This window comes from Sinorhizobium sp. RAC02, from assembly GCF_001713395.1.
Lineage (GTDB): Bacteria > Pseudomonadota > Alphaproteobacteria > Rhizobiales > Rhizobiaceae > Shinella.
In genome coordinates this window covers 2,859,967-2,872,221 of the sequence record NZ_CP016450.1, presented here as the reverse complement: position 1 = coordinate 2,872,221, position 12,255 = coordinate 2,859,967, and the positions used below count along the sequence as shown (strand labels likewise).

Genomic DNA, 12,255 nt, shown 5'->3' with positions numbered 1-12,255 from the left:
TGCCGCGAATTGCGAAGGTGAAGCACTGACTGGTCTTGAAGACGGGCGCGGAAAAGCCTATCTTCTTTTGAATTATTCTAAATGTCTTGGCCGGCCGGCAAGCGCCGTGCCGCACGGAGAGAAAGATGTTCATCCAGACCGAAGCGACGCCGAACCCGGCGACCCTGAAGTTCCTGCCGGGCAAGATCGTGCTGGAGACCGGCACGGCCGAATTCCGCGACGAGACGGAGGCGCGCGCCGCTTCGCCGTTGGCTGCGCGCCTGTTCGGCGTACCGGGCGTCACCGGCGTGTTCCTCGGTTATGATTTCATCACGGTCACCAAGGACAGCGCCGACTGGCAGCACATGAAGCCGGCGATCCTCGGCAACATCATGGAACATTTCATGTCCGGCCAGCCGGTCGTGGCGAGCGGTGCGCTTGCCGGCAGCGACCAGCCGGAAGAGGGCGAGTTCTTCAACGAAGGCGACGAGACGATCGTCGCGACCATCAAGGAACTGCTCGACACCCGCGTCCGCCCGGCCGTGGCGCAGGATGGCGGCGACATCACCTTCAAGGGTTTCCGCGATGGCGTCGTCTATCTCAACATGAAGGGTGCCTGCTCGGGCTGCCCGTCTTCGACGGCGACGCTGAAGCACGGCGTGCAGAACCTTCTTCGCCATTTCGTACCGGAAGTGCAGGAAGTTGAAGCCGTCATGTAATGCCTGCCCCGCGAACCTCGGGTCTCCGTCATGATCCTCCTTGCGATCGATACGGCAGGCGCGGGCTGTTACGCGGCGCTCTATGACACCGATCAGGACACCATCCTCGGCGCTGCCGGCGCCGATATCGGCCGCGGCCATGCCGAGCGGCTGATGGACTTCGTCGATGCGGCACTCGATGCCGCCGGCATGACCTTGCAGGACATCGGCCGCATCGCGGTCACCATCGGCCCCGGCTCCTTCACCGGCATCCGTGTCGGCGTGGCGGCCGCACGGGGCCTGGCGCTCGCGCTCGGTGTGCCGGCCGTCGGCGTCTCGACGCTTGCGGCGATCGCTGCCGACCACCGGACGGGAACGCCCCTTATGGTCGCGATGGATGCCAAGCGCGATGAGGTCTACTGGCAGCGCTTTGCAGCCGATGGCGCGGAAGTATCGCCGGCTGCGATCGGCTCCCTCGACGACGTGCGCGGCATCGCCGCGGGCCATGATGGTGTGCTCGCCGGCTCTGCCGCCGCATTGCTGCGTGATGGCGCCCCGCAGGCGGGCGACGGCGTCTCCATCGCCACCGTGGCGCGCCTCGGTGCAAGCCTCGATCCGCAAGCTCACTTGCCGAAACCGCTCTATCTGCGCGGCCCCGATGCCAAGCCGCAGGCGGGATTCGCGATCCGGAGGGCGTGATCTGATGGCGCTCACCGACTATTTCACCCGCAAGCCGGCTTTCGATATCTTTCCGCTCGAAACTGCCGATGCCGGCATTGCCGCGATGCTGCATCGCGCGCGGTTTCCCCAGCCGTGGAACGATGGCGAATTCCATTCCCTGCTGTCGCAGCAGCCGGTCTACGGCTTCGTCGCGCTGCGGGAAGGCGTACTCGGCCGTACTGCCGGCGGCTTCGTGCTCGGGCGTGCGGTGGCCGGTGAAGCGGAAATCCTGACGATCGGTGTCGATCTTCGCTTCGAGCGCGCCGGCCTCGGCTGGCGGCTGATGCAGGCCGCGATTCGCGAGGCGAAGATGCGCGGCGCGGAAGATATTTTCCTCGAAGTCGACGACGGCAATGTCGCGGCTTGCGGGCTTTACGCCAAGCTCGGCTTCCTCAAGGTGGGCGAGCGCAAGGCCTATTATGCCGCGGCCGATGGTCGCCGGTCCACGGCGCTTGTCATGCGACGTGATCTTCGCTAGTTCCCCTGTATTGGGAGGCTGAACGAACAAGGGCGGGTCGCATGACGGAAGTGGAGAAATCGCTGGAAGAGCTTTGTGTCGAGCGCGGTATGCGCATGACGGAGCAGCGCCGAATCATTGCGCGCGTGCTGGAAGGTTCTGCCGATCATCCGGACGTCGAAGAGCTTTACCGCCGTTCGTCCGCCGTCGATGCGCGCATTTCCATCTCGACCGTCTATCGCACCGTCAAACTCTTCGAGGATGCCGGCATCATCGAGCGGCACGATTTTCGCGATGGCCGCTCGCGCTATGAGACGGTGCCGGACGAGCACCACGATCACCTGATCGACCTCAAAACCGGCAACGTCATCGAGTTCCATTCGCCGGAGATCGAGGCCCTGCAGGAGCGCATCGCGCGCGAGCACGGTTTTCGGCTCGTCGACCACCGTCTGGAACTCTACGGCGTCCCCCTCAAGGAGGGCGAGTGAGGCAAACCCTTGCTCCCTTTGAGTACCTGCCGGTGATCTTTTGATCACCTGGCTGCGCCTTGCCATTGCCCTGATCGTCCTTGTCACGGTGACGCTGGTCCTGCTGCCGATCCAGCTTGTCGGCCTGCGCTTCAACCTGAAATTCCGCCGCCGCCTGCCGCGTCTCTGGCACCGCGTCGCCTGCCGTGTGCTCGGCCTGAAGGTGCGCGTGCATGGCACATTGGAACCCAGCCGCCCGCTGCTGATCGCCGCCAACCATGCCTCCTGGAAGGACATCATGGTGCTCGGCTCGGTGGCCGATGTTGTTTACATCGCCAAGGCCGAGGTGCGCGGCTGGCCGGTCTTCGGCCTGCTTGCCCGCTTGCAGGCGACGATCTTCGTGGAGCGCGAGCAGCGCCAGAAGACCGGCGACCAGGTGGACGAGATCGCGCGCCGTCTGACCGATGGCGAAATCGTCGTGCTCTTCCCGGAAGGGACGACCTCGGACGGCAACCGGTTGCTGGAGATGAAGACCTCGTTGTTTGGCGCCGCCGCGTCCGCCGTGCCGCATGCGCCGGGCGGCGTGGTGCATATCCAGCCGGTGTCGATTGCCTATACCGGCGTGCACGGCATGGCGATGGGACGGTTCCACCGGCCGATCGCCGCCTGGCCGGGTGATATTGAGCTCCTGCCGCATCTTCTCGGCGTGGCGCGCGAAGGCGCGGTCGATGTCGACGTCGATTTCGGCGAGCGCGTGGATTACACGCGGGCAAGCAATCGCAAGCAGGTGAGCCGCGACGTCGAGGCACGCATTCGCGCCATGCTGGGCGCGCGGCTGCGCGGCCGGTAGATCCACGGCAGACAGGGCTTCATTTTTCGGGGTTTTTCCACTATGGAAGCGGCCATGAGCGAACAATCCCTCTCCATGCCCGTCGCAACCGCCACGCCGAACACCCGCAAGGTCTTCGTGAAGACCTATGGCTGTCAGATGAATGTCTATGACAGCGAGCGCATGACGGATGCGCTGGCGAAGGACGGCTATCAGGCGACGGACGTGCTGGAGGACGCCGATCTCGTTCTCCTCAATACCTGTCATATCCGCGAGAAGGCGGCGGAAAAGGTCTATTCCGAACTCGGCCGCCTGCGCGACATGAAGAAGGCCCGCGCCAAGGACGGCCGCGAAATGGTGATCGGCGTCACCGGCTGCGTTGCCCAGGCGGAAGGCAAGGAAATCCTGCGCCGCGCGCCAGCGGTCGATCTGGTGATCGGCCCGCAGACCTATCATCGCCTGCCCGACGCACTGCGCCGCGCCAAGGGTGGTGAACGCGTCGTCGAGACGGATTATGCGATCGAGGACAAGTTCGAGCACCTGCCGGCACCGGAAAAGGCCAGGACCCGCGCCCGCGGCGTTACCGCCTTCCTCACTGTGCAGGAAGGCTGCGACAAGTTCTGTACGTTCTGCGTGGTGCCTTACACGCGCGGATCCGAAGTTTCCCGCCCTGTTTCGCAGATCGTCTCCGAGGCTGAACGCCTTGTCGATGGCGGCGTGCGTGAAATCACGCTGCTCGGTCAGAACGTCAATGCCTGGCATGGCCTCGGCCCGGACGGCACCGAATGGGGCCTCGGCGATCTTCTCTACCGGCTTGCCGAAATCGAAGGGCTCGCGCGGCTCCGCTATACGACGAGCCATCCGCGCGACATGGACGACCGTTTGGTCGAGGCGCACCGCGACCTGCCGGCGCTGATGCCTTACCTGCATCTGCCGGTCCAGTCGGGCTCGGACCGCATCCTGAAAGCCATGAACCGTCGGCACACTGCGGCAGAATACATCGCCCTCATCGAACGCATCCGCGCCATCCAGCCGGAGCTGGCGATCTCAGGTGATTTCATCGTCGGTTTCCCCGGCGAGACCGATCAGGACTTCGAGGACACGATGCGTCTCATCGAGACGGTCGGTTATGCACAGGCATTTTCGTTCAAATATTCCATCCGCCCCGGCACGCCAGGCGCCGAGATGGACGGCCATGTCGACGAGGCCGTGAAGTCGGAACGCCTTGAAAGATTGCAGGCTTTGCTGTTTCGCCAGCAGCGCGAATTCGCCCGCACCTGTATTGGCAAGGAGATCGATCTGCTTCTGGAGAAGCCCGGCCGCATGCCGGGACAGCTCGTTGGCCGCTCGCCCTGGCTGCAGCCTGTGAATGTTGATGCAAAAACGTCGGAAATCGGTGACATTATCAGGGTACGAATCACCGATGCCGGGCCCAACAGCCTCTTCGCAGAAGCGATCAGGTGACGGGCGGACCCAAGGAGCTTGACCGCTTGAACGGACACGAACTGATGACGTCATCGCCGCGCCAGTCGAAAACCCAGACCGACGCAAATCACTTCGTGCTCACTTTCGAGAACAATCGATACGCAAGCGAGCTTTTCGGTCAGTTCGACCAGCACCTCAAGCTTATCGAACAGCGCCTCGGCATTGATGCGCGAGCGCGGGGCAATTCCGTCTCGATCTCCGGTGAAATCGTCGCCACCAACCAGGCCCGGCGTGCACTCGACTATCTCTACGGACGCCTGCAAAGCGGCGGCTCGATCGAACTGTCAGACGTCGAGGGCGCGATCCGCATGGCGATCGCCGCGGACGACCAGCTTTCGCTGCCGACCATGGAGCGCAAGGCCAAGCTCTCCATGTCGCAGATATCCACCCGCAAGAAGACCATCGTCGCCCGCACGCCGATGCAGGATACCTATATCCGCGCGCTGGAGCGGTCCGAACTCGTCTTCGGCGTCGGCCCGGCCGGTACCGGTAAGACCTATCTTGCTGTCGCCCATGCCGCCCAGCTTCTGGAGCGTGGCGCCGTCGATCGCATCATCCTGTCGCGTCCGGCCGTCGAAGCCGGCGAGCGCCTCGGCTTCCTGCCGGGCGACATGAAGGAGAAGGTCGATCCCTATCTGCGGCCGCTCTATGACGCGCTCTACGACATGATGCCGGGCGACAAGGTGGAACGCGCCATCGCCGCCGGCGTCATCGAAATCGCGCCGCTCGCCTTCATGCGTGGCCGGACGCTCGCCAATGCCGCGGTCATCCTCGACGAGGCGCAGAATACGACCTCGATGCAGATGAAGATGTTCCTGACGCGCCTTGGCGAAAACGGCCGCATGATCGTCACCGGCGACCCGAGCCAGGTCGACCTGCCGCGTGGCGTCAAGTCGGGTCTCGTCGAAGCGCTGCAGATCCTCAAGGGTGTCGAAGGCGTCGCCGTCGCGCGCTTCAAGGATGTCGACGTCGTGCGCCATCCGATGGTCGCCCGCATCGTCCGGGCCTACGAAGCCCAGACGGCCGTGCAGGACGAAAGCGAGCAGGTCGATCGCTGAGGCGGTCCTCATAATCTCATGAGCGAACTCGACATACAGATTTCCGTGGAGGAGGGCGCATGGCCCTCCGAAGAGCGCCTGCGCGCGACGAGCGAACGCGTTCTGGGCGTGGCGGTGGGGTTCCTCGCAAGAGAGGAAAAACAACCGTTCCCCAAGACGGGTGCGCCCGAAGTCTCGCTGGTCTTCACCAATGACGCAGAGATCCGCGGTATCAATGCGGAATGGCGCAGCCAGGACAAGCCGACCAACGTGCTGTCCTTTCCGGCCTTCCCGCTGACGCCCGGAAAAATGCCGGGGCCGATGCTCGGCGACATCATCTTTGCCGAGGAAACGCTGACCCGCGAGGCGGGTGAACTCGGCAAGTCTTTCGACGATCACCTCACGCATCTGCTGGTGCATGGATTTCTGCATCTCTTCGGCTATGATCACATGGACGATGAAGAAGCAGAAAAAATGGAAGGGCTGGAGACTCGCATTCTTGCCGAGCTTGGCCTATCTGACCCCTACGGGGATGACCCCGATGAATAGTTTGGACCAATGAGCGACTTCAGAAACCAGTCGGTAGCGACGGAAAAGAGCGAGGCGGACGCCTCAAGTCAGGACGAGGCGGGCAGTAGTAGCAGCGCGCCGAAGCAGGAAAGCACGGGCCGGTCATCCCTCTGGTCCCGCGCGACACGGCTTTGGCGCATGACGGGCGCCTCGACCCTTCGCAAGGACCTCACCGAGGCCTTGATGACCGAGGACACCGGCGGCGAGCCGGCCTTCCTGCCCGAAGAGCGGGCGATGCTGCACAATATTCTTCGTTTCCGCGAAGTGCGGGTCGAAGACGTCATGGTGCCGCGGGCCGATATCGAGGCCGTCGACCAGGACATCACGATTGCCGAACTGATGGTGATCTTCGAAGATTCCGGCCGCTCGCGCATGCCGGTCTACAACGAGAGCCTCGATGACCCGCGCGGCATGGTCCATATCCGCGACCTTCTCGCCTATGTCACCAAGCAGGCCCGCAACAAGCGCCGCACCAGGGCGAAGAACGGCACCGCCGCCCCTACTGTTGCAGTCGCCGAGAAGCCGGCACGCACGCCCAAGCCCGAATTCGACCTTGGACGCGTCGATCTCTCCAAAACGGTCGCCGAGGCCGGCATCATCCGTCAGGTTCTCTTCGTGCCGCCTTCCATGCTCGCCGCCGACCTGATGGCGCGCATGCAGGCGGATCGCACGCAGATGGCGCTGGTTATCGACGAATATGGCGGTACAGACGGTCTCGCCTCGCTGGAAGATATCGTCGAGATGGTCGTCGGCGACATCGAGGACGAACACGACGATGACGAAGTGATGATCCAGCGCGTCAGCGACGATGTGTTTATCGCCGATGCGCGCGTCGAACTCGAGGAATTGGCCGAAGCGATCGGCCGGGATTTCGATATTCGTGACCAGCTGGAAGATGCCGATACGCTTGGCGGCCTGATCTTCGCCTCGCTCGGCCGCATTCCGGTGCGTGGCGAGGTCGTGCAGGCGGTGCCGGGCTTCGAATTCCATGTGCTCGATGCCGATCCGCGCCGCGTCAAGCGCGTGCGTGTCACGCGCAAGCGCGCCAGCTCGGTCCGTCGCCGCGAGCGCCGGCCGGAAGGCGAGGGGACGGCGACACCCGCCGACCATGCAAAGCTGCCTGAACAGCAGAATGACGGGGCGAGCGCCGAATAGTCAGCGTCCGCCATTCTTCTAAAATGATCTGCGCCTTGTGCCGCCGTGACGCGGGACAAGGCGTTGGTTTTTTGGAAGACTGGCGCGGGCTGATTCGGGCAGCAATTCCAGCACGGCGCGCAGGGGTTTTCGTCCGGAACTGCGACAAACAAGGGGACGGAGCGTTTGCGCGTTTTTGAGAAGCGCGCAGGCTCGAGCAAAGGGGACGGCATGGAGCGGCTTGCGAGCACGGTCATGCTCCTGTCTGGAACGAGACGGGCGCTTGTGGCATTTCTTGCGGGCTTGATCGGCGTGCTGGCCCTGCCGCCCTTCGGTTTCTTCGCAGCCTTCTTCGTTTCCTTCACCGTGCTTGTCTGGCTGCTCGACGGCGCGAGCGCGGCACCGGAGGCCGGTTTCCTGCGGCGCCTCGCCCCGGCCTTCCGTATCGGCTGGTTCTTCGGCTTCGGTTACTTCGTCGGCGGGCTCTGGTGGCTCGGCAATGCGCTGCTCGTGGAGGCCGACGCCTTTGCCTGGGCGCTGCCGCTCGCCGTCTTCGGCCTGCCTGCCTTTCTCGCCTTGTTTTACGGTTTCGCGACAGCGCTCGCACGCCTCCTGTGGTCGGATGGCATGGGCCGCATTGCCGCCCTCGCCCTCGCCTTCGGTATCGGGGAGTGGCTGCGCAGCACGCTCTTCACCGGTTTTCCGTGGAACGCCATCGGTTATGGGGCGATGCCCGTACCGCTACTCATGCAATCGTCGGGCCTTGTCGGCATCGCGAGCATGAATGCGCTCGCTGTCTTCGTCTTCGCCGCGCCGGCCCTGCTCGGCACCCGGCGTGGCAGGTTTCCCGGTCTCACGCTCGCCACGCTGCTCTTTGCCGCCCATGTCGGCTACGGCCATTATGCCTTGAACCTAGTGCCGACGCCGGAAAGCCAGACGACGGTCATCCGCCTCGTCCAGCCGGTCATCGACCAGGCGACGAAACTCGATGATTCCGCCCGCGCGGAGATTTTCGAGCGCCACCTTTCCCTGAGTGCGGCAAAGCCGGAAGGGGACGGCAAGCGGCCCGATATCGTTGTCTGGCCGGAAACCTCCATTCCCTTCATACTCACGGACAATCCGGATGCCCTCGTGCGCATTGCCGATGTGCTGGAGGACGATCAAGTGCTGATCGCCGGCGCGGTGCGCACGGAGAGTGCCGGTTCCGGCAAGGCGCCGCGCTACTACAACTCCATCTACGCGATCGACGGCAAGGGCCAGATCATCGGCGCGGCCGACAAGGTTCATCTGGTGCCGTTCGGCGAATACATGCCCTTTGCCGAGGTCTTTGAAAGCTTTGGTGTGAGTGCTGTCGCCATGCCGGGCGGTTTTTCCGCCGCCCGTGACCATCAGCTCCTTAATGCACTCGGCAAGGGTCTTTATCCGCTGGTCTGCTACGAGGCGATCTTCCCGCACGAGATCAACGGATCGGCCGACGACGCGGCGGCGTTGCTGAACGTGACCAATGACGCCTGGTTCGGCACGACGCCCGGCCCCTTCCAGCACTTCCAGCAGGCGCGTCTGCGGGCCGTCGAGCGCGGTCTGCCACTGATTCGCGCCGCCAATAATGGCATTTCTGCCATCGTCGATGCGAAGGGGCAGGTCGTGGCGGGCCTCGCACATGACGTACCGGGCTTCGTGGATGCAACTCTTCCGGGAAGGTTTACGTTGGGTGAGGGGGAAAAGTGGCGGAACTGGTCATTTCCGATCGTTCTCGGCCTTCTCTTTGCCATGGCGGGCATTTCTCGCATTGGTTTTAGAAACAGGGTGAATTGACCAAAAACCCCTAAAATAGCATAGTGCACGCCGCCGGCTGTTCTCCTGTATTGTGATGACCTTCAGTGGTTGCGCATACAACGTGACGTTAAGTCATCGTTAAGGCTGCCGGATGGGTGGGGCCAATTCCGCGCGTTAGGACGAAAGTGATGATGGAAAACAAAAAGAAGCCGAATCCGATCGATATTCATGTCGGCAGCCGGATTCGGCTTCGCAGGACCATGCTCGGCATGAGCCAGGAAAAGTTGGGGGAAAGCCTCGGCATCACCTTCCAGCAGATCCAGAAATACGAAAAGGGTACGAACCGCGTCGGCGCCAGCCGGTTGCAGAACATTTCGAGCATCCTGAACGTCCCCGTCTCCTTTTTCTTCGAGGACGCGCCGGGCGACCAGACAAACACGCAGGCCGGGTTCGCGGAAGCATCGAGCTCCAACTATGTGGTCGATTTCCTGTCGTCCTCCGAGGGTCTCCAGCTCAACCGCGCCTTCGTCCGGATCGGTGATCCGAAGGTGCGCCGCAAGCTCGTCGACCTCGTCAAGGCGCTGGCGGCCGAAGCCGAGCTTGAGTGATTAATCGTTCTGGCAACGGATGAAAGGGCGGTCCCATGGGGCCGCCTTTCCTGTTTCTGGCGGCCCGTATCGCGCCGCCGGCAGGTGCGAAACAACGCCCGAAATCGCAGGACATAAACATATTCTTATGTCCTTCTGTGCTTGTCTTTCCCCCGCGAACTGAATAACAACGTCGAAGTCTATTTTCTTTGAGGGGAATTCCCGCATGCGCAGCAGTTATCTCTTCACCAGCGAGTCCGTCGCCGAGGGCCACCCGGACAAGGTTTGCGACCGCATCTCCGACGAAATCGTCGATCTGGTCTATCGCGAAGCCGTGAAGTCGAAGGTCGATCCCTGGTCGGTCCGTATTGCCTGCGAGACGCTTGCGACGACCAACCGCGTCGTGATTGCCGGTGAGGTCCGCCTGCCGCCGAGCCTGCTCAAGAAAGACAAGGACGGTAACGACGTCATCAATCCCTCGAAGTTCAAGTCGGCCGCCCGCAAGGCGATCCGCGACATCGGCTACGAGCAGGACGGTTTTCACTGGAAGACGGCGAAGATCGACGTGCTGTTGCACTCCCAGTCCGCCGATATTGCCCAGGGTGTCGATAACGCTGCCGACCGGCAGGGCGACGAGGGTGCCGGCGACCAGGGCATCATGTTCGGCTACGCCTGCCGCGAAACCGCCGAACTCATGCCGGCGCCGCTCTATTATTCGCACCGCATTCTCCAGCTGCTCGCCGATGCCCGCAAGAAGGGTGAGGGCGATGCCGGCAAGCTCGGCCCCGACGCCAAGAGCCAGGTGACTGTGCGCTACGTCGACGGCAAGCCGGCTGACGTCGCCTCCATCGTTCTCTCCACGCAGCATCTCGATGCAAGCTGGGATTCGGACAAGGTCCGCGAAGTCGTCGAGCCCTATATCCGCGAAGCGCTGCACGACCTGAAGATCGCCGACGATTGCGTCTGGTACATCAACCCGACCGGAAAATTCGTCATTGGCGGCCCGGATGGTGACGCCGGACTCACCGGCCGCAAGATCATCGTCGACACCTACGGCGGCGCTGCCCCGCATGGCGGTGGTGCCTTCTCCGGCAAGGACACGACCAAGGTCGACCGTTCGGCCGCCTATGCCGCGCGTTATCTCGCCAAGAACGTCGTTGCCGCCGGCTTTGCCGATCGCTGCACGATCCAGCTGTCCTATGCCATCGGCGTCGCCCAGCCGCTCTCGGTCTATGTCGATCTGCATGGCACCGGCAAGGTCAGCGAAGATGCCCTCGAAGCCGCTCTGCGCAAGGTCATGGACCTTTCGCCGTCGGGCATCCGTCGTCATCTCGACCTCAACAAGCCGATCTATGCCAAGACCGCCGCTTACGGCCATTTTGGCCGCAAGGCCGGCCGTGACGGTTCCTTCGCCTGGGAGCGCCTCGACCTCGTCAAGGCCCTCAAGGACGCCCTGAAGAACTGAGGCCGACATGACTGATGCAGAGCGCCGCAGCCGGGCGACCGAAGCCTTTTTCGGTCGCCGCAAGGGAAAGCCGTTGCGCGAGCGGCAGGCGCAGCATCTCGAAACGTTGCTGCCGGAGCTGAAGGTCGATCTCTCGACCCCGGCCCCGGCGGATATTTCGGCGCTCTATGACGTGAAGCCCGCGCGCCTGCGCCTCGAAATCGGCTTTGGCGGCGGCGAACATCTCATTCATCGCGCCGTCGAGCAGCCGGAGACCGGCTTCATCGGCGTGGAACCCTTCGTCAATTCCATGGCAAAGCTGGTGGGCAGCGTCGAGGAAAAGGGCGCGAAAAATATCCGGCTCTATGATGATGATGCGACGGAGCTTCTGGACTGGCTGCCGGCGGCGTCGCTCGATCAGATCGATCTGCTCTATCCGGATCCATGGCCGAAGAAGAAGCATTGGAAGAGGCGGTTTGTCTCCAAGGTGAACCTGGACCGCTTTGCCCGGGTGCTGAAGCCGGGCGGGCTCTTCTGCTTTGCGTCCGACATCGACACCTATGTCAACTGGACGCTGATGCACTGCGGGTCTCATCCCGCTTTCGTGTGGACCGCGGAAAATGCGGCCGATTGGCTGACGCCGTTTTCCGGCTGGCCGGGCACGCGCTACGAGGCCAAGGCCAAGCGCGAAGGCCGTAGCTCGGCCTATCTCACCTTCCGCCGTCTCTGACGGAAGGTCTCAATCCGGTATCAGTGCAGGCTGACAGTGCGCAGCTCGTCTTCGGCGGCCTTGTAGAAGGTGCTCGAACGGTTGTCGGTGAGCAGGATCGGCGTGCCGTCTGCGCCAAACAGCGCCCAGAGGTCGAGGCTCGGATCGATTTCAGGCGCTTCCGGGAAGACGCGTGACACTTCGTCCGCCTTCATCTTGCGGATATAGCCGACCTCGCCTGCGCCGAGATGCGCAAGATCTGCCTTCGAGACGGTGTGGATTGCAGTTTTCAGTCCCATCTTTGCCTCCATGGCAATGCCGGCAGGTGCCGGCCGCTGGACGCCAATGGCCACAATGGCCCAT

Annotated in this window: 14 protein-coding genes; 13 read left to right on the top strand and 1 reads right to left on the bottom strand. The window is 63.1% G+C overall.

From position 1 onward, the window contains the following. Positions 1–125: 125 nt before the first annotated feature. The 13 genes from BSY16_RS13810 to trmB all read left to right on the top strand — a co-directional run bounded on the left by BSY16_RS13810 (position 126) and on the right by trmB (position 11,913). Complete coding sequence (locus BSY16_RS13810) at positions 126–698, top strand: NifU family protein (RefSeq protein WP_069060189.1); 573 nt, start codon at positions 126–128, stop codon at positions 696–698. Between the two features lie 30 nt (positions 699–728). Continuing rightward, on the top strand, positions 729–1,376 hold the full coding sequence (gene tsaB / locus BSY16_RS13805; protein ID WP_069060188.1) for a tRNA (adenosine(37)-N6)-threonylcarbamoyltransferase complex dimerization subunit type 1 TsaB: 648 nt from the start codon (positions 729–731) through the stop codon (positions 1,374–1,376). Between the two features lie 4 nt (positions 1,377–1,380). Continuing rightward, positions 1,381–1,875: a GNAT family N-acetyltransferase gene (locus BSY16_RS13800; protein WP_069060187.1), complete on the top strand. Its 495-nt coding sequence runs from the start codon at positions 1,381–1,383 to the stop codon at positions 1,873–1,875. A 41-nt stretch (positions 1,876–1,916) separates the two neighbouring features. After that, positions 1,917–2,342 (top strand): Fur family transcriptional regulator, encoded by a 426-nt coding sequence (locus tag BSY16_RS13795; RefSeq protein ID WP_069060186.1) that lies wholly within the window; start codon positions 1,917–1,919, stop codon positions 2,340–2,342. 40 nt (positions 2,343–2,382) lie between these two features. Beyond that, positions 2,383–3,171, top strand: coding sequence for a lyso-ornithine lipid O-acyltransferase (gene olsA / locus BSY16_RS13790; RefSeq protein ID WP_083242914.1), 789 nt, complete (start codon positions 2,383–2,385; stop codon positions 3,169–3,171). Between the two features lie 54 nt (positions 3,172–3,225). Continuing rightward, positions 3,226–4,614: a tRNA (N6-isopentenyl adenosine(37)-C2)-methylthiotransferase MiaB gene (gene miaB, locus BSY16_RS13785; RefSeq protein ID WP_069060185.1), complete on the top strand. Its 1,389-nt coding sequence runs from the start codon at positions 3,226–3,228 to the stop codon at positions 4,612–4,614. Positions 4,615–4,640: 26 nt separating this feature from the next. After that, entirely contained in the window at positions 4,641–5,693 is a 1,053-nt protein-coding gene (locus BSY16_RS13780; RefSeq protein ID WP_069061544.1) for a PhoH family protein, read from the top strand. A gap of 18 nt (positions 5,694–5,711) precedes the next feature. After that, entirely contained in the window at positions 5,712–6,221 is a 510-nt protein-coding gene (ybeY, locus tag BSY16_RS13775; RefSeq protein WP_069060184.1) for an rRNA maturation RNase YbeY, read from the top strand. Positions 6,222–6,230: 9 nt separating this feature from the next. Beyond that, the gene (locus BSY16_RS13770; RefSeq protein ID WP_069060183.1) at positions 6,231–7,397 is read left to right on the top strand and encodes a hemolysin family protein; all 1,167 of its coding nucleotides are present in this window, start codon (positions 6,231–6,233) and stop codon (positions 7,395–7,397) included. Positions 7,398–7,607: 210 nt separating this feature from the next. Then, entirely contained in the window at positions 7,608–9,191 is a 1,584-nt protein-coding gene (gene lnt, locus BSY16_RS13765) for an apolipoprotein N-acyltransferase (protein ID WP_069060182.1), read from the top strand. Positions 9,192–9,340: 149 nt separating this feature from the next. After that, entirely contained in the window at positions 9,341–9,760 is a 420-nt protein-coding gene (locus BSY16_RS13760; protein WP_069060181.1) for a helix-turn-helix domain-containing protein, read from the top strand. 205 nt (positions 9,761–9,965) lie between these two features. Further along, positions 9,966–11,204 (top strand): methionine adenosyltransferase, encoded by a 1,239-nt coding sequence (gene metK, locus BSY16_RS13755; RefSeq protein ID WP_069060180.1) that lies wholly within the window; start codon positions 9,966–9,968, stop codon positions 11,202–11,204. 7 nt (positions 11,205–11,211) lie between these two features. Next, positions 11,212–11,913, top strand: a complete 702-nt coding sequence (gene trmB, locus BSY16_RS13750; RefSeq protein ID WP_069060179.1) for a tRNA (guanosine(46)-N7)-methyltransferase TrmB — start codon at positions 11,212–11,214, stop codon at positions 11,911–11,913. 20 nt (positions 11,914–11,933) lie between these two features. Here trmB and BSY16_RS13745 read toward each other — a convergent pair whose 3' ends face one another. Continuing rightward, positions 11,934–12,191: a BQ00720 family protein gene (locus tag BSY16_RS13745; protein ID WP_069061543.1), complete on the bottom strand. Its 258-nt coding sequence runs from the start codon at positions 12,189–12,191 to the stop codon at positions 11,934–11,936. Positions 12,192–12,255 lie beyond the last annotated feature (64 nt).